19 protein-coding genes and 1 pseudogene are annotated in these 23,566 nt (G+C 37.4%); 14 read left to right on the forward strand and 6 right to left on the reverse strand.

Annotation, left to right across the window (positions count from 1 at the left end):
- Window positions 1-17: 17 nt before the first annotated feature.
- The 11 genes and pseudogenes from FCJ93_RS15730 to FCJ93_RS15775 all read left to right on the forward strand — a co-directional run bounded on the left by FCJ93_RS15730 (window position 18) and on the right by FCJ93_RS15775 (window position 11,853).
- Window positions 18-1,592 (forward strand): ABC transporter substrate-binding protein, encoded by a 1,575-nt coding sequence (locus FCJ93_RS15730; protein WP_095309331.1) that lies wholly within the window; start codon window positions 18-20, stop codon window positions 1,590-1,592.
- Between the two features lie 88 nt (window positions 1,593-1,680).
- A complete protein-coding gene (locus tag FCJ93_RS15735) occupies window positions 1,681-2,634 on the forward strand; it encodes an ABC transporter permease (RefSeq protein ID WP_095309333.1) in 954 nt (317 codons plus the stop codon).
- Between the two features lie 18 nt (window positions 2,635-2,652).
- The gene (locus tag FCJ93_RS15740) at window positions 2,653-3,549 is read left to right on the forward strand and encodes an ABC transporter permease (protein ID WP_235879509.1); all 897 of its coding nucleotides are present in this window, start codon (window positions 2,653-2,655) and stop codon (window positions 3,547-3,549) included.
- Window positions 3,550-3,579: 30 nt separating this feature from the next.
- Window positions 3,580-4,596 (forward strand): ABC transporter ATP-binding protein, encoded by a 1,017-nt coding sequence (locus FCJ93_RS15745; RefSeq protein ID WP_095309431.1) that lies wholly within the window; start codon window positions 3,580-3,582, stop codon window positions 4,594-4,596.
- On the forward strand, window positions 4,568-5,560 hold the full coding sequence (locus FCJ93_RS15750; RefSeq protein ID WP_095309337.1) for an ABC transporter ATP-binding protein: 993 nt from the start codon (window positions 4,568-4,570) through the stop codon (window positions 5,558-5,560). The genes FCJ93_RS15745 and FCJ93_RS15750 overlap by 29 nt, the downstream gene beginning before the upstream one ends.
- Before the next feature lie 43 nt (window positions 5,561-5,603).
- Window positions 5,604-6,770 carry a M20 metallopeptidase family protein gene (locus tag FCJ93_RS15755; RefSeq protein ID WP_095309339.1) on the forward strand — a complete coding sequence of 389 codons (1,167 nt, stop codon included), beginning with the start codon at window positions 5,604-5,606 and terminating at the stop codon, window positions 6,768-6,770.
- 67 nt (window positions 6,771-6,837) lie between these two features.
- Window positions 6,838-7,620, forward strand: coding sequence for an SDR family NAD(P)-dependent oxidoreductase (locus FCJ93_RS15760; RefSeq protein ID WP_095309341.1), 783 nt, complete (start codon window positions 6,838-6,840; stop codon window positions 7,618-7,620).
- Complete coding sequence (locus FCJ93_RS15765) at window positions 7,613-8,464, forward strand: polysaccharide deacetylase family protein (RefSeq protein WP_170211334.1); 852 nt, start codon at window positions 7,613-7,615, stop codon at window positions 8,462-8,464. Before FCJ93_RS15760 ends, FCJ93_RS15765 begins: the two co-directional genes overlap by 8 nt.
- 343 nt (window positions 8,465-8,807) lie before the next feature.
- Entirely contained in the window at window positions 8,808-10,970 is a 2,163-nt protein-coding gene (locus FCJ93_RS15770; RefSeq protein WP_137744138.1) for a YhgE/Pip domain-containing protein, read from the forward strand.
- A gap of 149 nt (window positions 10,971-11,119) precedes the next feature.
- Window positions 11,120-11,188 (forward strand): annotated as a pseudogene (locus tag FCJ93_RS25940) (IS3 family transposase); the annotation flags it as partial.
- Between the two features lie 302 nt (window positions 11,189-11,490).
- Window positions 11,491-11,853, forward strand: coding sequence for a hypothetical protein (locus tag FCJ93_RS15775; protein ID WP_095309345.1), 363 nt, complete (start codon window positions 11,491-11,493; stop codon window positions 11,851-11,853).
- A 521-nt stretch (window positions 11,854-12,374) separates the two neighbouring features.
- On the opposite strand, the gene FCJ93_RS15780 is transcribed toward FCJ93_RS15775, so the two are convergent.
- The 5 genes from FCJ93_RS15780 to FCJ93_RS15800 are packed head-to-tail and all read right to left on the reverse strand — an operon-like array spanning window position 12,375 to window position 16,660.
- Window positions 12,375-13,748: a HAMP domain-containing histidine kinase gene (locus FCJ93_RS15780; protein ID WP_095309347.1), complete on the reverse strand. Its 1,374-nt coding sequence runs from the start codon at window positions 13,746-13,748 to the stop codon at window positions 12,375-12,377.
- Window positions 13,739-14,401 (reverse strand): response regulator transcription factor, encoded by a 663-nt coding sequence (locus FCJ93_RS15785; protein ID WP_095309349.1) that lies wholly within the window; start codon window positions 14,399-14,401, stop codon window positions 13,739-13,741. The genes FCJ93_RS15780 and FCJ93_RS15785 overlap by 10 nt, the downstream gene beginning before the upstream one ends.
- 18 nt (window positions 14,402-14,419) lie before the next feature.
- A complete protein-coding gene (locus tag FCJ93_RS15790; RefSeq protein WP_095309351.1) occupies window positions 14,420-15,190 on the reverse strand; it encodes a lantibiotic immunity ABC transporter MutG family permease subunit in 771 nt (256 codons plus the stop codon).
- A gap of 1 nt (window position 15,191) precedes the next feature.
- The gene (locus FCJ93_RS15795) at window positions 15,192-15,947 is read right to left on the reverse strand and encodes a lantibiotic immunity ABC transporter MutE/EpiE family permease subunit (protein ID WP_095309353.1); all 756 of its coding nucleotides are present in this window, start codon (window positions 15,945-15,947) and stop codon (window positions 15,192-15,194) included.
- Window positions 15,944-16,660: a lantibiotic protection ABC transporter ATP-binding protein gene (locus tag FCJ93_RS15800; RefSeq protein ID WP_095309355.1), complete on the reverse strand. Its 717-nt coding sequence runs from the start codon at window positions 16,658-16,660 to the stop codon at window positions 15,944-15,946. Before FCJ93_RS15800 ends, FCJ93_RS15795 begins: the two co-directional genes overlap by 4 nt.
- 384 nt (window positions 16,661-17,044) lie before the next feature.
- On the opposite strand from FCJ93_RS15800, the gene FCJ93_RS15805 reads away from it, so the two are divergent.
- The 3 genes from FCJ93_RS15805 to FCJ93_RS15815 are packed head-to-tail and all read left to right on the forward strand — an operon-like array spanning window position 17,045 to window position 20,234.
- A complete protein-coding gene (locus FCJ93_RS15805) occupies window positions 17,045-18,316 on the forward strand; it encodes an SPFH domain-containing protein (RefSeq protein WP_095309357.1) in 1,272 nt (423 codons plus the stop codon).
- Window positions 18,317-18,339: 23 nt separating this feature from the next.
- Window positions 18,340-19,404, forward strand: coding sequence for a hypothetical protein (locus FCJ93_RS15810; RefSeq protein ID WP_095309359.1), 1,065 nt, complete (start codon window positions 18,340-18,342; stop codon window positions 19,402-19,404).
- Window positions 19,398-20,234: a TPM domain-containing protein gene (locus FCJ93_RS15815; RefSeq protein ID WP_095309361.1), complete on the forward strand. Its 837-nt coding sequence runs from the start codon at window positions 19,398-19,400 to the stop codon at window positions 20,232-20,234. Before FCJ93_RS15810 ends, FCJ93_RS15815 begins: the two co-directional genes overlap by 7 nt.
- Before the next feature lie 595 nt (window positions 20,235-20,829).
- On the opposite strand, the gene FCJ93_RS15820 is transcribed toward FCJ93_RS15815, so the two are convergent.
- Entirely contained in the window at window positions 20,830-23,457 is a 2,628-nt protein-coding gene (locus tag FCJ93_RS15820; RefSeq protein ID WP_137744156.1) for a cation-translocating P-type ATPase, read from the reverse strand.
- Window positions 23,458-23,566 lie beyond the last annotated feature (109 nt).

Here is a 23,566-nt window from a genome sequence, read left to right on the forward strand (position 1 = left end):
TAATAGGGGGCGTAAAAATGAAGAAAAAATGGTCTTTTAAGTTAGGATTCATCCTGTTTATTTCCATAATTTTATTAATTGGTTGCAGCTCGGGTAAAGAAACACAATCTGGAGAAAACGATAGTGACAAGACCGCACATGGTGGAACGCTAAAGTTAGCTTGGAATTCTCAGCCGCCGACCCTTGATACACATACAACAAACACAAATGTAGTGCGTGACATTGCCAGACAAATATATGAAAACTTACTGACATTTGATGAAAACTATGAAATCATCCCGATGCTGGCTGAATCATTTGAAGAAAGTGAAGATAGAAAGACAATTACTTTTAAGTTAAGACAAGGCGTTTTATTTCATAATGGGAAAGAAATGAAGGCAGAGGATGTTGTTGCATCGATGACAAAATGGCAGCAAAACGGTACTGCGAAAGCGGAATTGGGGAATTCAAAATGGGAAGCTGTAGACGAATATACAGTTGTGCTACATGTAGAAAACCCTTCTTTATCCGTGCTGTACAGACTTGCTGATGTCACGCAAACTGCTTCTATTATGCCCAAAGAGGTCATAGATGCAGCGGATGCAACCGGTGTCAAAGAATTTATCGGTACTGGTCCTTTTAAATTGGAAGAATGGAAGCATGATTCATATATTAGATTGACTAAATTTGATGATTATAAATCAGTAGATACTCCAACAAGTGGTCTTGGAGGAAAGAAAGAAGCGTTAGTAGATGAAATTGTGATTAATTTTGTTCCAGATATTTCCACTCGAGTAAACGGAGTGATAAGTGGTGAGTATGACTACGCCTTTGAATTGCCTTTTGATAGCTATGAACAACTGAAAAATTCTCCAAATGTAGTGATAGATGTTTGGCCATATGGTTTTGAAACATTAGTGTTTAACAAAAAGGGAATTTTTCAAGATCTTAAACTGAGACAAGCGGTTAATCACGCGATAAATAATGAAGAATTATTATCATTGGCATTTACTGATAAGGAATTTTATGGGCTTGAACCAGCTTATATGCGTCCCGAACAAAAGAATTGGTACACAAAGGCCGGGGAAGAAAATTACAATGTACACGATATTGATAAGGCAAAAATATTATTAGAAGAGGCAGATTATAAAGGTGAAGAAGTGACTATCTTAACAAGCAGTGATTACAAGTATCATTATGATGCTGCTGTTATTGCACAACAATCGCTCGAAGAAATTGGAATGAAGGTAAAACTTGATGTAACGGATTGGGCAACATTACTAGAGCGCAGACAGGAGCCAGAAAGCTGGGACATCTTCTTTACTCAGTTTACGACAGTTGCGACGCCGCTTGCATATCCATTTTTAGAATCTAAAGTTGAATATCCAGGTTGGACGAACAGTCCAGAAATTGATCGATTAATCGGTGAGATTAGAAATGCTCCATCCCAAGAGGAAGCTACTGCAAAATTTGAACAATTGCAAGAGACTATTTGGACTGAATTACCGGTTATTAATATTGGTATGACGAACTTTATTTCAAGCTTTTCGAATAAAGTGAAGGGATACTCTGAATTTATGGGTCCGATTTTTTGGAATACAAGTATAGAATGATAAAAACATAGAATTTTTTGTAAAATTAGTACTCCTCTTATGTAGATGAAGAGGGGTACTAAATTTAGATTTTGAAGGAGGAGTTCCTTTGAAGGCGTATATCATCCAAAGGCTTTTATCTCTGATTCCGGTTATGTTAGTAGTAGCAGTTGTTGTTTTTTTTATCATTCATTTGACTCCTGGAGATCCCGCTGCCGTTATACTTGGGCCGGATGCATCTATCGAAGAAGTCAATCATTTAAGAGAAGAAATGGGCTTGAATTTACCCATTTATGAGCAATTTTTGATTTGGATTACAAAAGTGGTTCAAGGTGATTTAGGTTGGTCCATTTATATGGATAAGCCGGTATTACAAGCGTTTTTGGAAAATTTAGCTCCTACTCTCTCATTAGCCCTTATGGCGCAAATTATTGCTATTTTAATATCCATTCCGGCAGGCATCATCGCTGCGACTAAGAGAGGAACGTTTACGGATCAGACTTTTATGATTATTTCACTGTTAGGAATTTCCGTTCCAAACTTTCTCTTGGCACTTTTGCTAGTGTTGGTATTTGCTATAAACTTTGCTTTGCTTCCCGTAGCAGGATTTCAGCCGTTAAGCAGCGGAATTTTACCGCATATACAATATTTAATTTTGCCCGCATTTGCGCTTGGAGCGATTCAAGCTGCATTAATAGCTAGAGTCACACGCTCTTCTATGCTGGATGTCTTAAATGCTAATTACATTAAAACAGCTCGTTCAAAAGGAGTTAAAAAGAATGTCGTTATTTTTAAACACGCTCTAAAAAATGCTTTCATCCCTATTCTCACCGTAATAGGTCAAACCTTTGGCCAATTGATTGCAGGTGCTGTTGTGATTGAGACCGTGTTCAACATTCCGGGGATCGGCCAGTTAATTATAAATGCCATTATGAGGAGAGACTTTGAAGTAATTCAGGGAACCATCCTGCTTATCGCATTTTCCTACGTAATAATAAACTTAATTGTCGATTTATTGTATGGATTTTTTGATCCACGAGTTCGACTAAGTGCAAAGAATTGATTTCAAGGGGGGATGAAGATGAATGCTAAATCGATTTATAGTGATGAAAAGATAGTATCGAATCAACATCAATATAATAAAGAGCAGCGTTCTCTGCTTATTAAGAGAATTCTATCAAATAGATTAATGATGTTTGGAAGCATTATATTAATTTTGTTAACGATTGTTGCGTTCCTTGCTCCTGTTATCGCAACCCAAGATCCGCTTGCTATTGATGCTTCCTCCAGACTACAAGCTCCTTCATCTGAACATTATTTCGGTACAGATAATCTTGGTAGAGACCTGTTTAGCAGAGTGATTTATGGAACGCAGGCCTCGATGGTTGTTGGAATTTCCGTTGCTCTAATATCAGGTTTTTTTGGAATGGTGATTGGTTTGTATTCTGCCTATAACCGTTACTTGGATCATGTCTTAATGAGAATATGCGATGGACTAATGGCCTTTCCAGCAATTCTTTTAGCCATTGCCATTATGGCGGCACTTGGACCAAAAACTGTTAATGTTATTGCAGCATTAAGTTTTGTTATGATTCCAACGGTTGCCAGGGTTATTCGCTCGGCTGCGCTAGTGGTGAAAGAACAAACCTATATTGAAGCTCTGAAATCCCAAGGTGCAAGTGGAATAAGGATTATTTGGGTGCATATTGCACCAAATACAATATCTCAGTTAATCATCCAGCTTACTTATGTATTCGCGATATCTATTATTATCGAGGCAAGTCTCAGCTTTTTAGGCGTAGGTATTCCTGCTCCAGATCCCAGTTGGGGGAACATTATTTATGAGGGAAAAGCTGTTATATATAACGCATGGTGGATGACTGTTTTCCCAGGAATGTTTATTATTTTAGCTGTTTTAGCATTAAATTTATTCGGTGATGGACTAAGAGATATGTTAGATCCTCATAGCAAAAAATAATGTAAATAGGAGAGGGGGAGAGTGGTTTATATGGAGCCTCTTTTAAAGCTAAATCAATTAAAAACAATCTTTTCTACTGAAAAAGGAAAGGTGACCGCAGTAGATGATGTATCCTTTGAAATTCATGCTGGCGAAATGGTTGGACTTGTCGGCGAGTCAGGTTGCGGGAAAAGTGTTACATCCGAATCTATTCTGCAATTGTTAAATGAAAAGACAACAAATTATGAAGGCAAGATTTTATATAAAGGGAAGAATTTATTAGAGCTTTCTGAAGAACAAATGAGAGGAATACGTGGCAATGAGATCTCTATGATATTTCAGGATCCGATGAGTTCACTCAATCCTGTTTATACGATAGGAAATCAGATTGCAGAGGCAATCATGATTCATCAAAGGGTTGGAAAAAAAGAGGCAAACTTAAGAGCAATTGAAATGCTACGTCTAACAGGTATCCCGTCTCCGGAAAAAAGGATTCATGAATATCCGCATGAACTATCGGGTGGGATGAGACAGAGAGTTATGATCGCACTTGCTCTGTCTTGTAAACCACAGCTTTTAATTGCTGATGAACCGACGACGGCACTTGATGTGACTATCCAATCACAAATATTGGAGCTTATACAGGAATTGAGAGAAGAACTTGATATGGGAGTGATTTTAATTACTCATGATTTAGGCGTTGTCGCAGAAGTATGTACACGCGTCATCGTTATGTATCTGGGTCAAATTATTGAAGAAGCTGATGTAAAGACATTATTTAAGAGTCCTCTTCACCCATATACAAAAGGTCTACTTAAATCTATTCCACATTTGGATGGTGACCGCACACAGAAGCTGAATGTTATAAAGGGGGTTGTTCCTTCTTTACAGGACGTACCGAGCGGATGTCGATTTGCGCCAAGATGCGATTTTGCTACTGAACAGTGTCATGAGAATCCTCCAGAACTATTGGAGTTAGAAAATGGACAAAAGGTTAGATGTTGGAATTATGAACATATTTTGAGGGAGGCAAAAGATCATGCAGTCACTACTTCAGAAAACAAATGACGAACGTCCTCTTTTAGAAGTAAAAGGCCTTAAAAAGCATTTCCCAATTACATCTGCTTTAGGAAAGGTTCAAGGATATGTTCAAGCTGTCAACAATGTAGAATTCACACTAAATAAGAGGGAAACTTTAGGTTTAGTAGGTGAGTCAGGATGCGGGAAAAGTACTACTGGACGTACCATTCTTAGATTAATTGAACCAACATCAGGTCAAGCCTTGTATAAAGGAAAAGATCTTTTTCAGTTAAAGCAAAAAGACTTTCAGAAAATGCGCAGCAAGTTGCAAATGGTTTTTCAAGATCCTCATAGTTCAATCAATCCGAAGCAAAGGATTGGACGAGCTATTGAGGAACCGATGAAAATTCATAAATTATACGATTCAAAAGAACGTTCAGAACGTGCGATGGAGTTATTAAATAAAGTTGGGCTTAGAGGAGATCAATATTATCGATATCCTCATGAATTTTCGGGAGGACAGAGACAGAGAATTGGAATTGCGAGAGCATTGGCCTTAAATCCTGAAATTTTAATATGTGATGAGCCTGTTTCAGCATTGGATGTTTCGATTCAATCCCAAGTTATTAATTTAATGGAAGAACTACAGGAACAATTCGATCTTTCCTATATTTTTATTGCCCATGATTTAAGTGTAGTTAGACATATTTCTGATCAGATTGGAGTCATGTATCTCGGTGAATTGGTTGAGAAAGCGCCAACGGATGAACTGTTTTCTCATCCTCTTCATCCTTACACAAAAGCGCTTTTATCATCTATTCCCGTTGCAAATCCTGAATTTAAACGGGAAAAAATTGTCTTGAAGGGAGATATTCCATCACCTCTCAATCCTCCTGCAGGATGTAAATTCCATACTCGCTGTCCATATGCAATTAAGCGCTGCAAAAATGAAGAACCAGTATTTAAAGAGGTAGCAAAGAACCATTCAGTTGCATGTCATTTAATCGATTAAACTGTTTTTTAGCAGTTATTTCAAAAATAGGAGTGTTATTCAGATGCTTAAGTCATTATTTACTAGATTGGAAGAGATTTATCCAGAATTAGTAGCGATACGTAGAGATTTGCATATGTATCCTGAACTTTCATTTCAAGAAGTGAATACACCTAGAAAAATTGCGGATTTTTTAGAAAATCTCGGTTTAGAAGTTAGAACAGAAGTCGGAGGTAGAGGAGTTGTAGGGAAGTTACGCGGCGGAAAACCAGGAAGGACGATTGCTTTCCGTGCCGATTTTGACGCACTTCCGATTCAAGACGAAAAAGAAGTGGAATATAAATCACGAGTTCCGGGAGTTATGCATGCATGTGGACATGATGTACATACTGCCAGCTTATTAGGGGTGGCAAAAGTTTTAAGTGAGGTAAAAGAAGAAATTAGCGGAACCGTTATTTTTATCCATCAATTTGCAGAAGAGCAAATACCAGGTGGGGCGAAATCGATGATTGAGGATGGCTGCCTTGATGGAGTGGATGCTATTTATGGTGTTCATGTTTGGTCATCCCTTCCTATTGGTACAATTGGCATTATTGAAGGGGACGCTATGGCAGCAGGAGATAAATTCGAAATTGAAATTATTGGAAAAGGAGGGCATGGTGCCAAACCGCAAATCACTATTGATTCTTTAGTGGTCGGAGCCCAATTAGTTAATAATTTACAAAATATTGTAAGCAGAAGAATTGATCCATATAAGCCAGCAGTTGTAACAGTAGGGACATTTCAAGCCGGCCAAGCGTTTAATGTCATTGCTGACAGGGCCAGTTTAACAGGTACGGTTAGAACATTCGATGATGAGGTTCGAGATTCTATTGAAGCAAATATAAATCAAATTGCAAAATCAACATGTGAAAGCTCAGGAGCGAAAGCAAATGTGAATTATATAAGAGGGTATCCATCTTTATGGAATCATCCAGAGCATATTCAAAAAGCAGAAAATGTCGCTATTAATCTTTTAGGGAAGGAAAACATTAAATATCCATTACCTTCAATGGGAATGGAGGACTTTGCTTATTATTTAAAAGAGGTGCCTGGTGCTTTTGTATTTGTTGGAGGTGGAAATAGCGAATTAGAAGCGGAATATCCACAGCATCACCCAAAATTTAATGTTGATGAACGATCCATTTTGATTAGTGCGAAGTTTTTCTTATCCATTTTATTAGAGGAATAGCTATATCCCTGTTTTCTAAAAGGATATCAATATGTTGAGAATAATGTAAAATACTAGGAGGCCTTTTATGCGCTTAAAAAATAAAACGGCGATTATAACCGGTGCTGGCAATGGAATTGGAAAAGAAACAGCACTATTATTTGCAAAGGAAGGAGCAAATGTTGTTGTCACCGATATAAATGAAGAAGCAGTGAATCAGACTTCGGAAGAGATAAAAAAAAGCGGGGGTAAAGCCATTTCCATTTCTCATAATATTAGTTGTGAAAATGACTGGGAAAAGGTTGTTTTAAAAACATTAGATAACTATGCCGAAATCAATATTTTATTTAATAATGCCGGAACATTTTTAATAAAACCATTAATAGAGACGACACTTGAAGAATGGCAAAACCTTATGAATATTAATGTTGCAGGTACTTTTCTTGGCTTGAAGCATGTCATACCAGTGATGATGAAACAAAATGGTGGCTCAATTATCAACAACTCTTCAACTGCCGGCTTAGCAGGTTCAGTAGGGGTTTCTCTTTATGGAGCAAGTAAAGGGGCTATTCGCAGCCTGACCAAGCATGTTGCCATGGAATATGCATCCTATCATATTAGAGCAAATTCAATTTATCCGGGGTTTATTGACACGGATATGATGAAATATAGGGGAGAAATAGACCAATCAAATGAGCAGCAGCAATCAAAAGGGGTTCCATTAGGAAGAATCGGTTATCCGCAAGAGGTAGCTCGAACAGTTCTATTTCTAGCTTCTGAAGATTCAAGTTATACGACCGGAGCAGAATTTGTGATTGATGGGGGAAGATCCGCTGGCAGATCTCCATCGAAAGGTGAGATGTATGAATAAAGGAACCGTATGTTTAACTTTTGATTTTGATGCAATCTCGTTATGGCTTCAACGAGATATGACCACGATGACGTCAATATCTAGAGGAGAGTTTGGCGCTGTTGCAGTCCCAAGAATTCTGCATATGCTGGGAAAGAGAGATATTCAATCCACCTGGTTTGTTCCAGGACACACAATAGAAACCTACCCTGAAGTTTGCAAAGCTATTATAGAGCAGGGGCATGAGATCGCCTTGCATGGGTATGCCCATGAAAATTTTAATATTCTTTCTTTTGAAGAAGAGCGGGAGATTTTACAAAAGTCTATTGATGTAACAGAAAAGGTTCTTGGATTTAGACCAAAAGGATTTCGTTCCCCTTCTTGGGATGTTTCTTCAAGAACAATAAAAAATCTCGAAAGCTTGGGAGTTGTTTATGATAGCAGTCAAATGGGCAATGACTACTCTGTCTATTTTAGCAGATGTGAAGATCAACATTTTAAAGCTCAAGCTTCAAAGTTTGGAGAACAATCAAAAGTTGTTGAGATTCCCGTTTCATGGTCTCTTGATGACTATGTTTATTTTGAATATTTGAAAACATCGACTGCTGTTTTTCCGGGGTTGAAAACACCAGATGAGATGTTTGGAAACTGGAATGGAGATATCGATTATATGCTCCGTGATTTTCAAAACGGTGTTTTAGTTGTCACTTTTCATCCACAGGTATCAGGTCGTGGGCACCGATTATTAGGTATAGAAAATTGGATAGATGGTTTAATGGAAAAAGGGATTGGCTTTTCCAGAATGGATAGCATTGCAGATTCCTTTTTAAAAGGCACCGAATTTGGAATTTATGCTCCGGAGTGACTTTAAGATCTGACCTTAATGATTTACAATCGAATATTGCCAAATTTTTGATGAACTTTTCGAAAAGCGGCTTAATCCTATGAATACATAGGTTTAGGCCGCTTTTTCTATTTTTAAAAAATTTGGCTTTGTTATATGTCGGTGTTGATTTTTGGCTTATTTTCTCTCTGATTTCATGAAGCGATAGAGAACGCTTGTTTTCTCACATCGCTTCATGGAATCAGAAGACCTTTTTTGTATAACTGAAAGGCTAATAAGGTTTTAAGGAATGGGAATGATATTTATTTAGTGGGATGAAAATTGCGGTTATGATAACTGGCATTTTAAGAGAAGGAGTAGTCGGATGAAAGCAAGTTGGAACCTATTTTTAATGGATATGAAAAGTATTGGGAAAAACTGGGCAGCTATCATTGTCATTGTTGGACTAATTATCCTCCCTTCCCTTTATGCGTGGCTGAATATTGAAGCCTCGTGGGATCCGTATGCCAAAACGGATCAAATTCCGATAGGGATCGTTAATGAAGATAAAGGTGCGGCAGTACGTGATCAAGATATCCATGTTGGGGACGAAATAGTTCACACATTAAAAGAAAATAGATCAATGGATTGGCAATTTGTTAATCGTAAAAAGGCGATGAATAAATTAGAATACGGAGATTATTTTGCAGTTCTAATCATTCCAGAAAACTTTTCGGAAAAATTAGGAACAGTCATTAGCGCTCAACCTAAAAAGGCAAATGTTGAATATTATGTAAATGAAAAAATAAATGCGATTGCGCCGAAAATTACAGAAAAAGGGGCAAGTGTGATTGTTGAGCAAATTAGCAGCAATTTTATATCAACAGTTAATGGGATTATCTTTGAAATATTCAATGAGTTAGGAATTGAGATTGAAGAAAATATGCCTGACATTGAAAAATTTGAAGACTATATTTTTAGTTTGGAAGAGAAGCTGCCGGAAATTCATACAATATTGAATAACACAATCGTAGATGCAGATCGTGCAGATGGTTTAATCGATAAGGCACACAGGATGATCGCTAGAGCGGACCAGGCAGCTTCAAATGGATTACAATTAATCGATGAAACGACCCATTTTCTAGCAAATGCCGAGAAACGTTTGGACGAGATTTCACCAAAGGTTAAAGAGGATGTAGAGAAAATTCAGAGGATGTTATCGCAAGTAAAAGAATTTGAAGACAGACTTGATCGAGCAAAGGTGGAATTTACAGAAGAAAGAAACATGAGTGAATCGATAAATAGACAAATAAATGATATGCTTCAAACAATCGGAACGATTGAAGATGCACTTATTCAATTTCAGAAACAGGATGAAGAACCGTCGAATAATCAAGAAATTATTTCCAAATCATTAAGTAGGTTGAAGCAAGTAGAAGGAAATTTAGGTGAACTGCAGGACCAAGTAAATGCAATCGATTTGTTATTGGAAAATAAACAAGAAGAATTAAATAATTTTTTCGCTGACATAAAGAGTCGTACAGCTAACAATATTGGTGAGATCGGTTCATTAATCAAATATTACAATGTATCGATTGAGCCTACTGTGAGAAATGGGGTAACGAGTGCAAAAGAGACGTTAGCTGATGCGAAAGAAATATTATTAAATATTCAGTCAGCTATACCTGATGTGGAGAAAATGCTATCACGAACAGAAAGTAACTTGTCAGAGGCGAAAAAGATTCTTTATTATGTAAGTGGAGAATTTCCATACGTGAATGAAAAAGTAAGAGAATTGGCAAAAAAACTACGATCTATACATGGTGAAACAGATATCAACGAAATTATTGAGCTTTTGCAAAATAATCCAGAAGCAGAACGAGGTTTTTTTGCTGAACCGATTGTGCTTAAAGAGCATCGATTATTTTCTATACCGAACTACGGAACGGGAATGACTCCATTTTATACGGTTCTTGCCATATGGGTTGGGGGGTTGTTGTTGATTTCTCTAATATCAACCGAGAGCCACCAAAAAGAAGATTACACAGAGAGGCAAGTATATATTGGACGTTTGCTTACATTTGTGAGCATAGGATTTTTCCAAACATTGATTGTTACCTTAGGGAATATGTTATTACTTCAAGTTGAAGTAAAAGAACCAATGTGGTTTGTTCTTTTTGGAATACTTTGTAGTTTTGTTTTCATGACGATTGTGTACACGTTCGTATCTGTTTTCGGCAATGTAGGGAAGGCGCTTGCCATCATTCTACTAGTGCTTCAAATAGCTGGTTCAGGGGGCACGTATCCAGTTGTATTGCTGCCAGAATTCTTTCAAGTCATTCATCCATTCTTACCTTTCACCTATGCGATCGATCTTCTTCGTGAAGCTGTTGGAGGGATTGTTAGGGAGAGGGTATGGCATGACGTTTTATCCATTTTAATATTTGGCTTACTAGCACTTGTACTAGGAATATTCTTGAAAGAATCCATTAATAAGCATACAGAAAAATTTAAAAAGAAAACAAAGGAGTCAGGGCTGTTTCATTAAATCGATCCCAAAAAAGTTTTCTATATTCATATGTTTTTTATGGACAGCTTTATAACAACACTTCTTCCTGTTACTTTGAGTAAAAGAATATTTACATCGATAAACATTTCAAAACAAAGTGAGAAGCAGATCGCAGCGATTCCTTTTTTTACACTCATGTTTATAACCAAAAACGAATGCATTCCACACTAAAATACGTCAGTCCCAATTGCGTATAAATGGGCGTAACGTAAGGATGCTGATCATGGGCAGATTACCTCTACATAAAGGAACCATTGGTTTTTTGATAGTATTCCTTTATGCTGAGGCCATCAAGCGAAGCGCGGAAGTAAAAAAGATACTCCACAGCAAAGCGAATAAATATCTACTCTTTTGACAGAATTCCAAAACGTATTTCCAGATATTGTGTAATTATCTAAAGTTGTGTCTATTCTTAAATAAATTAAAAAGAACAGTAAGTATTGTCTAATGTGTTTTTATTATTTATATAAGTGAAATATTTTTTATAAGGTGATATGAAATGAAAAAAGGATTATTAGTATTAATGATCGGCTTTTCTTTGATTTACTTTTCAAGTTGTGGCTCCAAAGTAAACACCATTCCTTCTGAAGTGCACAAAGACTTTTTAATTCCGAGTAATGCAGTGAAATCATCAGATTATGTCTTTACTAATAAAAAATTGGCTAAAAGTGTGGAATATAAGATTTCAGGGGCAGCCAGTCCAAAAAGTTTTTTTAACTCTGCTGAATATATTGAGGACCTTGAAAAAAAAGGTTGGAAGGAAATTAATCAAGAAGGAAGTATGAAAATCTATAGCAATGGAAAAGAAACTGTTTGGTTAGAATTAAATGAAGAAGATGTGACCATTTCTTTATTAAAGTAGCCTTTGAATAAAATCTGTTAGATTTATAAAAAAAGAGGATAGGGTTTGTCAAGAAAAGTGTGTAAGTTATTCCAGATATTTCTTTACACGATCCTTCAGGTGGGCATGAACTAGCAGTTGATTCATGACCATAGCCCATTGTTGGATATGTCCGCTTTCCCATTTCTTTTCTAATTCTTTCGTTTAAAGCAGAGTCCATCTTCAAATACTTGGATTCTTTTGTTCAAAGAACCGACCTAAATCATTAATAACAAAGCTTCTCCAAGGTGTTCCTGGAAATATGGAATATTCCTCTAGTCTTTGAGAAATGTAATACTTTATTTCATTTCTCAAAGACTTTTATTTAAAAATTTGATAAAGTCGCTGGATGGAGGAGGCTTTCGCTTTTATGGTGGGAGTTTGAAGTTTATCTGCAGAATCTTTCTAAACGACTATAAATCAAAAAGAAAAGGGAAGTGAGCATTTTTCTCCCCCTGATTACTTTATCGACAAATAATATGAAGATTTATTATGGCCCTATTCTACATTAATGGAATTGTTACTCGAACCTCTCCTCCACCTTCTTCCGTGTTTCCGAGAGTTAGCTCTCCGTTATGAAGATTGACCGCACTTTTTGCAAAGGTTAGTCCCATTCCATAATGACCTTTAGAATGACGGCTTTTGTCATCCATGTAAAAAAGCTCAGTCGCTTTTTTTAATGCGGCTTCTGAAAATCCTATTCCTGTGTCTTTCACAACAAAAGAAAAGAATTCAGAGTCGCATTCAGCATGCACGGAGACAGTTCCGCCTTCCGGTGTATAATCAACCGCATTTGTTAAGATGTTCATGAATGCCCGATGCAGTAATTGCCAGTCTATCATTGCTTCATCTAGGAGATGTTCAATTGTAAACATAATATCGATTGTTTTATTTCCTTTGTAAGCAATGATGTCTTCTTGCAAGGTTTCAGTTAATGTAGCTATTGATTCTTTCTCGAAATGAACCGTTAAAGAATCCTCCATTTTTGATAAATGAATTAACTGATAAATATACTGTTCAATTTGAATTCCCGCACTGATAATGTATCTTGTATATTCAGCCTGTTCCTCATCTTGTGCAGATAAGCTAAGCAGTTCAGCGTTTCCTTTAATGATGGTAATGGGAATTTTGATGTCATGTGCTAAGGAGCCAATTTGTTCTTTTTTGTTTTTTTCTAAACGCCATTGTGCCTCAAGAGAAGATTGAAGTGCATCTCTCATTTCAATTAAAGAGTTTATGACATCATCGAACTCTTTTATATGTGTAAATGTAGGTGTGAATTGTAAATTTTGCTCCTTAATATTTCGGGTGATTAAACTCAGTGTTTCAAAGTTTTTTCTTAATTTATTGGCAAAATAAGTGGTAATCATGGCAATAGCGAATATGAGCAGAATGATTAAAATACAAATACTTGTTAATTCATAGTTAGGGAGATATTTCCTCAGTAAGGGTGAGCTAAATTCCGCCCGTAATGAATATTGCAAAACACAATATTCATCCCTTCTTTCTATAATCAAATAACCTTTTTGCTTGTAATTCACATATGGTTTCTTTTCAATCTTATTTTTTACCAACTGCAGGTCTTTATCTTTAATAGTCCCGGCTATCTTTTGTTTCGTATCCTTATCAAGGAGGGCATATGACATCGTATCTGGGATCATATCAGGTGTTATTTTTCGAGCAGTTTCAAGCATAGGTATTAGCTTTTCTGCTTCCCGTTCATGATAATTGGCTGGTTGGAAAAAACCAACATTTATGGCTATTGTATTTAAAATAAAATAGAGAACTGTAATAATAAACAAACATAAAGATAATGTAACAATATATTTTATTAATTCCCTGAGGAGGTTTTTTTTTCTTGCAAAAATTATTCCCATTTATATCCTACGCCCCATACTGTTTTAATAGGATCGACACCATGTTCTTTGCACTTCTTCCGAATTGTCCTGATAAATTCGGTAATGGTGGAATAAAGGGCGTCTCCATTTATACCATATACCTCCTCATAAATTTGTTCTCTTGAAAAAGTTCTCCCTTTATGCAGTGCTAAAAATTCACAAATTGTATATTCATTTTTTGTTAAATTGAGACTGTGGTTTTTGATGAAAACTTCCTTACTATCAAAGTGAAATACAAATCCGGAAATGACTCTTTTCGATTGATGCTTTTCTCTTCCTTCCCTTCTTAAATGTGCATTAACTCTGGCACTAAGCTCCTTTACGCCAAAGGGTTTTGTAATATAATCATCTCCACCGGTAATCAGACCTTTCACGATTGCTTCCTCTTCTGTTTTCGCCGTGAGAAAAAGGATCGGACAATCGACAAATGGCCGTATCTGTTTACACAATTCAAAACCGTCTATATCTGGCATCATCACATCAAGCAAAATTAAATCGTAGCCTTGAAATTTATCAGGGGGGTGTCCCTGAACAGTCTCTAATATGTCAATATGATGCTGGTCACGGCGTAGTATATTTTGTATAAGCACAAGAATAGCTTTGTCATCATCGACTGCAAGAATCTTTGCCATTTCTTAATTCTCCTTTCACTACTCGAATGTTCTGTTGCCCTCCCATTTGTGAAACCATATGAGGCAAGCAATAAATATCATTATAATACCAATGGTGGCAAGATATGTACCATTAGTCATTTCATGAATTAATAAAGGCCGTAGCTTTTCACTAAACTCTTTAAAGTGAATGATCCCATTTAATCCAGATAATCTGATTCCCCATGCCCAAGGATTATACTTCCATATAGCATCTCCTAATCCAGTATTCATAAGGGCAGTCATGAGCAAACCGGCACCGCCTAGTAAGACAGATGCTCCCATTCCAAACTTGCAGCTGATAAAAAAATAAAGTAAATAGAGAACGATACAGCTTGCAACAAGCCATGCTCCCCCTGTTATAAAAATACTATAAGATAAATTAGGAACTTCTAATACAAATGTTAGTCCAATTAAATATATGATCATAGCCAGACTTATGGAAAAAATATTTAAGATTATTAACATAAGCACTTTGCTGATAAATGCAGTGATTTTCGGAAACGTGCTCCCAAGCAATACTTGAAATTTCCCTGCACGTTCTTCCAGTGAAGCCGTCATCCCACAAAGAATTCCGATAAGAAATGGTAATGAGATGGCAATGACCTCGGTAAATGTTCTGTATAATTGGTATTGATTTTGCTCTCTTCCATTAAGATACAGGATTAAGATGATTGAACAAATAACTGGAATAAACAAGTGCAACCACATAAATGAAGTCCGTTTCATCTTCTGAAAATCGGCTTGTATGCTCCTAAAAAGTAAGATCAATTTACAGCACCTCCTGTTTTTTCATTTTGTCATTTGTAGAGGAGGCGAATAAGTGACTTGTCAGGAACGATAATATCATAAATAATAGGATAGCTATGATAACGGCAGGCGGTATAACCCACCAGCTGAGTAATGGATCATTAATTTCTAAATAAGTTCCATTAGGATGAATGCCGATTGTCGGACACATCATGCGTATTGGCCAGCTCCAAGGAGAAACCCACCAAAAGGAACTGGATGCAGGCATAATCCCTAAAACAAGTGTTCCAAAAAGATTTAGCATTACTGCAGCAGTACCCCCCAATTTCTTAGCCACCATTAAACAAAGGGGAATTTGCCAAAGACTTGTCACCCATAGCAGTAAACTTGCAGAAATGGTGGAAAGGCTAATAAAGGTAAAATTAGGAATAACGAAGCCCATGCCATACATGAATACTAAAAACGCAAGTTGAGATAGCAAAGAATAAGTCATAATAACCATTATTTTGGCAAACCAAAGCTTTCCTAGATCGATTGGCAATGAATACGTACTATTATAATTGGATGCTTTTTTTTCCTTTTGATGGGATAAAGAGCATAATAAAGCAATCATTACCGGTATGAAAATAATCGACCACCAATTAAAAGTACCCGGGACAAAATATTGAGTATTTAATAGAAAAGAGAGCCCAATATTTAATAGTGGGACGAAAACAATCATTTTTCTTGAAAATGTTCTTTTGAATTTTAGATTTTCTGCTTTAATATAATTTCTCATCTTTTCATTCCTTCTTTTTCTCGGCTTTTCTTGACAACTTCCATAAACAATTGTTCCAAATTCCCCGATTTGTTTATCTCTCCTTCATATCCAAGGTATCCGTCGCTAATAATGCCGATATAGTCGGCTATTTGCTCAACTTCTGAAAGAATATGACTTGATAAGATCACAGTAATCCCTTCTTGAGGAAAGGAACGAATAAGTTCTCTTAGCTCTTGTATACCAATGGGATCAAGTCCATTTGTAGGTTCATCCAGAATTAATAATTTGGGGTGATTTAACAAGGCAATTGCGATTCCAAGTCGTTGTTTCATCCCCATTGAGAATTGTCCTGCTCTTTTTTTACCAACATGCTGCATATCGACAATCTTTAAAACTGTGTGAATCCGTTCTTCTGGAAGGCCAAGCAAAGTGGCATGTACTTTTATATTTTCGAAAGCAGTTAAATTATCATAAAGAGGTGGAGACTCGATTAGTGAACCAATATTTTTTAAATCTGATCTTCTCCATTTGTGCCCATCAAAGAAAATTTCTCCAGACGTATTTCGCAAAATTCCGGTAATAATTTTAAGCGTAGTTGATTTCCCAGCACCATTTGGACCAAGCAAACCATAAATACTATTTTTATACACGGTTAACGAAACATCTGATACTGCTAATTCCTTGCCAAATTTTTTTGTAAGATTTTTTGTTTTTAACAAAACTGTTTCCATGTCAATCTCTCCTTTATTTCGTTATTTCTCTTTAAAGACCGCCTGAACATAGTGGGATTAAATGACCAAGCCACATCTGAAAAAACCTTCTAAATGCCAATTGCTGTTATTCTAAAATATAATTATCAAGTTTTTATCAAAATTTTTGTTTTGTCTTTAAATGACTTGGACTTAAGACGTTGTAGAATTCTGGATGAAAAGGTTGTTCGAAGAAATATTTGCTAATAAGTGAGAATAAAAACTTTAAACATTGGGAGGTTCACTTTAAAGACTTCCTCGGTAACATACAATCTCATCAATTTTTGGCACTCCCCTCGTTTTCTAAAAATGACATGTTATACTAAAAAAAAATGAGAAAGATATAAATTTTAGGGGGAGTATTTGATGGGCATCATTAAAGCAGCGTTAGATACTGTAAAAGGCAGTTTAGCAGATCAATGGTTGGAAGTGATTGTGCCTCAGGAGATGAGCGATACAACGGTTATGTCTGTTGGTGTTAAGATGAGAACGAAAGATAAAAGAAATTCGAATAAGAAAGGGACCGATACGACCATTTCCAACGGGTCGGTTATCCATGTACAGGCCAATCAATTCATGCTATTGGTTGATGGCGGAAGAATTATTGATTATACGGCGGAAGAAGGCTATTACGAAGTAGTTAATTCATCCATGCCATCTTTATTCAATGGTGAACTTGATGAAACGGTCAGAGAGACGTTTAATCGTTTTAAATTTGGCGGCATGCCTTCCTCTTCGCAAAAGGCGTACTTTATTAATCTTCAAGAAATCAAAGGAATTAAATTTGGAACACGAAATCCGATTAATTACTTTGATAATTTTTATAATGCGGAATTATTTTTGCGTACTCACGGCTCGTATTCGATTAAAATTGTTGATCCGTTAAAATTTTATGAAGAAGCGATCCCAAGAAATAAACATGTAGTGGATATTAACGAAATTAATACGCAATATTTATCTGAGTTTATGAATGCCTTGCAAACGGCGATTAACCAAATGTCGAGTGATGGCATTCGCATCTCATTTGTTGCTTCAAGAGGAATGGAATTGGCAAGATACATGTCAAGTGTACTCGACGAGGAATGGACGCGACTTCGTGGAATGCGTGTAGAGTCAGTAGGGATCAATAGCATTTCCTATGATGATCAGTCACAAAAATTGATCAATATGAGAAATCAGGGAGCGATGCTTCAAGACGCATCTGTTCGGGAAGGTTATGTTCAAGGCTCAATTGCTCGTGGACTTGAGGCGGCTGGTTCAAATGAAGGCGGGGCCATGAATGGATTCATCGGAATGGGAATGGGGATGCAGGGAGCCGGAAATTTTTCTCAAAGTGCTTCTGAAACGAATAGGTTTCAAATGCAGCAGCAAGCACAACAGCCTGTTACTCCCGGTAATTCAGCTACTTGGCAATGCGAGTGCGGACAAAAAAATGAAGGAAAGTTTTGTTCAGAATGTGGTTCACCGAAGCCGCAGGTAGATAGCTGGAAATGTCAATGTGGCAGTGAAAACAGCGGCAAGTTTTGCTCCAATTGTGGAAATAAAAAGCCTGAAGCGCTCACTTGCAGTCAATGTGGATTCACTGCTCCAGAAGGGGCAGCAATGAAATTTTGCCCAGAATGTGGAAGCAAATTTTAAGCGGTATAATGAGGTGATTTACGATGGGGGTTATCGTCTATAAATGTATTAATTGTGGCGGACCGCTTGCCTTTAAGGCTGATACGCAAAACTGGACATGCGATTATTGCTTAAGTGAATTTCATGAGCAGGAAGTGCGTTCCTTTATTAATAATGAGCAGGCCGAGGCAGAGAAAAATACAGAAATAGCACATGAGCTTGAACAGGAATTTCAGGAAAATGCTGTTGGGTACAGTTGCGAAAGTTGTGGGGCTGAAATTGTCACAGATGATACAACGGCTGCCACTTTTTGCTATTACTGTCATAACCCAACGATCATCCCAAGAAGACTTGAGGGGGAATATCGTCCAGAAAAAGTGATCCCATTTCAAATTAATCGTGAAAGGGCAACTGAATTATTTATTAACTGGTGTAAGAAAAAACCGCTTCTTTCAAAACAATTTACGGCAACTTCAGAACTTGAGAAGCTGTCGGGGATTTATGTGCCGTTTTGGCTCTTTCATTGCAGCCCGTTTGGAGAAATCAGCGGTGATGCTACAAAGGTTCGTTCCTATACGAGAGGGGATACTCGTTATACTGAAACAAAATATTATCGTGTTCTCCGAGAAGGAAAAGCGATTTTTCGAGATGTGCCTGCAGATGGTTCACGAAAAATGGACGATGAACTGATGAGTGTTTTGGAACCATATCATTACAAGGATTTAACCGATTTTTCCATGTCCTATTTATCGGGATACTTAGCAGAAAAATATGATATGGATCAAAATGATGTCTACCCGAGAGTATCAGAAATCATGAGAAAGAATATGAGTACGCTGCTACGGGAAACAATAAATGGCTACAGTTCAGTGAGCGTAAAAAGGACTGACGTAAAATTAAAAAACGTCGAAGCCACATATGTCCTGCTGCCGGTATGGATGTTTACTTACCAATTTAAGGGGAATACTTATATTTTTGCGATGAACGGGCAAACCGGAAAAATTGCTGGAAAACTGCCAATTAGTAAAGGAAGGGCAAGTGCGTGGTTTGGAGCGGTTTCCGCAGCTTCATTTGCAGCATTAATGATAGGAGGGCAATTTATATGGTGAAAAAAGTATTTTTTGTGCTGCCATTTATGCTCCTTCTTTTCAATTTAGGAACAAATGCACTTGCCGCTTATGAAAAAATTTTTGATCAGGCACAGTTGTTTACAGAGGCAGAAAGAACGGAACTTAATGACAGGGCAATGACACTAAGTGAACAAGCAGAGATGGACATTGTGATAGTAACAACTGATGATAGCGAAGGGAAGTCTTCAAGCGAATATGCCCGTGATTTCTATGAAGAACATGGATTCGGCTATGAAGGGACATTGGATGGTATCCTTTATCTTTTAAATATGGATGAACGTGAAGTTTATATTTTTACAAGAGATAAAGGAACAAAATATATTGACGCCAATAGAGTAGAAGAATTATTAGACGAAGTGTATCCACCTTTAGGAGAAGAGCAATATGGTAAAAGTGCCGATATTTTCCTTAAAGAACTAGAAAGAATGATAGGGGAGGGAGTTCCTATTGATTCCCATCCTGATGACTCGGGTTACTCATACGGAGATACTGAAAATGTTTATCCGGTTGAGCAGCATGAAACTGGTGATTTAAGCTGGTATGAAAAACTAGGTATCTATTTACTAATCTCCTTTGCGATCGGTGGAATTACAATCGGTACGATGGCAATGGGAAACAGGGGCCGTTCAACTGTCAATGCGAGGACCTATTTGCAAGACAATTCCTTCACACTGACGAGAAAACATGATCAGCATTACAATACTATTGTCACCCAGCAAAAAATACCGAAAGCGAATAACAACAGTGGTGGTAGTTCATTCACAGGTGGTAGCGGGGGCGGAATCGGCGGAGGTGGAAGAAAATTTTAAGCTTTCGGTTCCTTTTTGAAAAAAATGAATTGCGACATCTGTCTGCTTCTTGGACTGGGCTTTAAAAGGGCTGTGCCAAACGTATTGCAGTTTCTCTTAAACTTCTAAAGAGGCGCTGAAAAGTTTGACTTTTCAACTTTTAATAACCTGCTAGCTTGGAAGCTCCCAAAAAAGAGTGAGCTCTTGGGTTCATGAGACAAATTTCGGGTGGTAACCAAAAACAAAAAAGCTGTCTAAATTAAGACAGCTTCTTTGTTCTCGTGGATTCAACTCGACTTAGAAAGGTATTATTTATTCGATATTTTCTAGTTATATTGAGTAGACAAAACGTAATCACAAAAAGTGGCGTCATATTCTGTTGCACTTATCGTTTACTTGTGAAAAATGATTTTGGCCTTTTTCTATGAAAGATACCTAACGTATTTTATGTGAAGAGTTACTCCAGTATTAAATAAAAATGGCTGTCAGTGAATCATGCAAAAGAGTGATTTTTTTTAGGAATAAATGTCAGATACTATACAATGGAACCAATCCACAGGCAGTATCTGACATTTTTGCATCTCTTAACAGTGTTCGGATAAAAGATTGCTCCTACTTATTTTGGTCGCGCTATTATCTTTAAGATCTCCATCAATATAAGCGCGCCAAAGGAAAGTCCAAGAACAATCAACCACTCGCTGAAGCCAAATTCAGCAGGAATCGCAAAAACTTCACGGGCAAATGGCAAAAGGGTGATGCCATATAGAACAAAACCCAGCGCTACAGCACCAATTACATACTTATTACTAAAAAGCCCGGCGCCTATAGCTGTTTGTGTGGTGGAACGGGCAGCAAACGTTTGTAGGGTACGTGCCAAAATTAATGTAGAGAATGCCATTCCAACACCTAATTCTTCTGAATGCTGCAATCCAATGTAATGTGCAGTGATGACGGCAATCCCAATTAATATACCTCTCGTTAAAACAGCTCGCATCGTCCCGCCGGCAAAAATTCCTTCATCAATATTACGTGGTTTCTTCTTCATCACACCAGGTTCTGATTTTTCCATTCCCAATGCGATTGCTGGTAATGAATCATTTACTAAGTTAATAAACAACAATTGAAGTGCAGTGAATGGATTGGACCAGCCCACGATAACGGCAAATAATATCGCAATAATCGCACCTAAATTTCCAGCAAATAGATAGCCAATCGCTTTTTTTATATTGTCAAAGACGGTGCGTCCAACGCTAACAGCGTTAACAATTGAGACAAAATTATCGTCTGTTAAAATCATCGCAGATGCGTCTTTGGCAACATCTGTGCCACTCCCCATGGCAATTCCAATATCTGCTTGCTTTAGTGCCGGCGCATCATTCACCCCGTCACCGGTCATCGCTGTAATTCTATTTTTCTTTTGCCAGGCCCGGACGATGCGAATTTTATTTTCTGGTGACACACGTGCATAGACAGAAATAGCTTCTAATTTTTGCTCCAATTCTTCATCAGAAAGGGCATCTAACTCTTGACCTGTGAGAGCGAGATCATTCTTATCCATAAGTCCAATGTTTCTACCGATTGCTTGGGCGGTTGTTTTATGATCTCCTGTGATCATAATAGTGCGAATCCCTGCCTGCTTAGCTTGCTCAATCGCACCATATACTGCTTCACGGGGCGGATCGATCATGGCTGTTAAACCGACTAAAACGAGATCATTTTCATCTTCAGGTCCAATTGCGCTTTTCTCCTTCGGCAGTTGTTTAAATCCATAGGCGAGTACTCGAAGCGCTTCGTTCGAATACTCTTCATTTGTCTTTTGAAATCGCTGTAATGCTTCTTTTGTTAACGGTTCTATTTTTCCATTAATAAGAACATGAGTCGCGCGGCTGAACATGACATCAGGTCCACCCTTGGTCAAAATCATCCTCGAATCATTAATGGTATAAACGGTTGACATTAATTTACGCTCAGAGTCAAACGGAAGCTCTGCTTCTCGGTTGTTTTTATTTCGAATTTCTTCAAAGTTCTCGACGTAGTTGATTAACGCTACTTCTGTCGGGTCACCAATCTCTTTCCCTTCATTATTAATATAGGAATCATTGCAAAGCACCATAATCTTAAAAAGCATTTCCTCTTCGCTGCTCCAATTTTGACGCACCTTTGGAAACTCTGCCTTTTGGCCTTTACTTGTAGTAAAATAGTTTGTTACCGTCATTTTATTCTCAGTCAGAGTCCCAGTTTTATCGGTGCAGATTACACTAGTAGAGCCTAGCGTTTCGACAGCTGGAAGTTTTCGAATGATCGCATGCTGCTTCGCCATTTTATTTGTTCCAACTGATAAAACGATTGTAACGATGGAAGACAGAGCTTCTGGAATCGCGGCAACTGCAACGGCAACTGCAAACATTAATGAATGTAAAATCGCTGTTGTCATATCATCTGTATTGTCACCGAGCCAGATTCGCCCAACCTCTACGATGAATATGAGAATACAAAGGATGAGGATTCCGATACCTAGCTTCTTACTGAATACATCGAGCTTGCGCTGTAATGGCGTTTGTTTCTCTTTTGCTGTAGCAATCAGGCTGGCAATTTTACCGATTTCGGTTTGTTCACCTGTATTTGTTACGACGAAAGAACAGCGACCATAGACGACTAAAGAACTGCTAAAGACCATGTTGCGGCGATCCCCTAAGGCAACTTCTTCACTAATTGCTGCAACATGTTTTTCAACGGCCTCAGACTCACCAGTCAGCATGCCTTCATTTACTCTTAATGATTCGCTTTCTAAAATACGTCCGTCTGCAGGAACTTGATCCCCTGCTTCAAGTAAAACAATATCACCAATGACAAGCTCTTTTGCGGCAATTGTTTGTCTTACACCATTCCGGATTACTTTTGCATTCGGTGCAGACATATTCTGTAATGCCTCAAGCGAGCTTTCAGCTTTTTTTGTTTGCACAACGCTAATAATGGAATTGATAATGAGAACAAGAAAAATGATGATAGATTCAACTATTTCTCCGAGAATGATTTGAACGCCAGCGGCAATTAAAAGTACAATCACCATCGAGTCCTTAAAAGTTTCCAAAAATAACTTCCATGTCGGAACTTTTTCTTTCCCTTTTATTTCGTTATAGCCATTTTTATTTAACCGTGCATGTACTTCTTCAAGAGTTAAACCATTTTCTGATGTTTGCAGATGCTCGAGAACAATATTTTTGCTCTCACGATAGAATTGCATCATTCCATTAACTCCTTTCCTCTATCTTAATATGTGTATTCTATTCCAAATAATGCTTTTTTTAAATAGTAAACCACGCTATCTGTATTCAAAGATCGGGGCTCATCAA

The organism is Robertmurraya siralis (assembly GCF_005502275.1).
Classification (GTDB): Bacteria; Bacillota; Bacilli; order Bacillales; family Cytobacillaceae; genus Robertmurraya; species Robertmurraya siralis.

Bases quoted from the DNA above. Each gene is read 5' to 3' on its own strand.
- FCJ93_RS15770 (WP_137744138.1), top strand. From the start codon at position 8,808: ATGAAAGCAAGTTGGAACCTATTTTTAATGGATATGAAAAGTATTGGG.
- FCJ93_RS15805 (WP_095309357.1), top strand. From the start codon at position 17,045: ATGGGCATCATTAAAGCAGCGTTAGATACTGTAAAAGGCAGTTTAGCA.
- FCJ93_RS15815 (WP_095309361.1), top strand. From the start codon at position 19,398: ATGGTGAAAAAAGTATTTTTTGTGCTGCCATTTATGCTCCTTCTTTTC.
- FCJ93_RS15780 (WP_095309347.1), bottom strand. From the start codon at position 13,748: ATGGGAATAATTTTTGCAAGAAAAAAAAACCTCCTCAGGGAATTAATA.
- FCJ93_RS15765 (WP_170211334.1), top strand. From the start codon at position 7,613: ATGAATAAAGGAACCGTATGTTTAACTTTTGATTTTGATGCAATCTCG.
- FCJ93_RS15755 (WP_095309339.1), top strand. From the start codon at position 5,604: ATGCTTAAGTCATTATTTACTAGATTGGAAGAGATTTATCCAGAATTA.
- FCJ93_RS15775 (WP_095309345.1), top strand. From the start codon at position 11,491: ATGAAAAAAGGATTATTAGTATTAATGATCGGCTTTTCTTTGATTTAC.
- FCJ93_RS15730 (WP_095309331.1), top strand. From the start codon at position 18: ATGAAGAAAAAATGGTCTTTTAAGTTAGGATTCATCCTGTTTATTTCC.
- FCJ93_RS15745 (WP_095309431.1), top strand. From the start codon at position 3,580: ATGGAGCCTCTTTTAAAGCTAAATCAATTAAAAACAATCTTTTCTACT.
- FCJ93_RS15740 (WP_235879509.1), top strand. From the start codon at position 2,653: ATGAATGCTAAATCGATTTATAGTGATGAAAAGATAGTATCGAATCAA.
- FCJ93_RS15785 (WP_095309349.1), bottom strand. From the start codon at position 14,401: ATGGCAAAGATTCTTGCAGTCGATGATGACAAAGCTATTCTTGTGCTT.
- FCJ93_RS15810 (WP_095309359.1), top strand. From the start codon at position 18,340: ATGGGGGTTATCGTCTATAAATGTATTAATTGTGGCGGACCGCTTGCC.
- FCJ93_RS15750 (WP_095309337.1), top strand. From the start codon at position 4,568: ATGCAGTCACTACTTCAGAAAACAAATGACGAACGTCCTCTTTTAGAA.
- FCJ93_RS15760 (WP_095309341.1), top strand. From the start codon at position 6,838: ATGCGCTTAAAAAATAAAACGGCGATTATAACCGGTGCTGGCAATGGA.
- FCJ93_RS15820 (WP_137744156.1), bottom strand. From the start codon at position 23,457: ATGCAATTCTATCGTGAGAGCAAAAATATTGTTCTCGAGCATCTGCAA.
- FCJ93_RS15800 (WP_095309355.1), bottom strand. From the start codon at position 16,660: ATGGAAACAGTTTTGTTAAAAACAAAAAATCTTACAAAAAAATTTGGC.
- FCJ93_RS15795 (WP_095309353.1), bottom strand. From the start codon at position 15,947: ATGAGAAATTATATTAAAGCAGAAAATCTAAAATTCAAAAGAACATTT.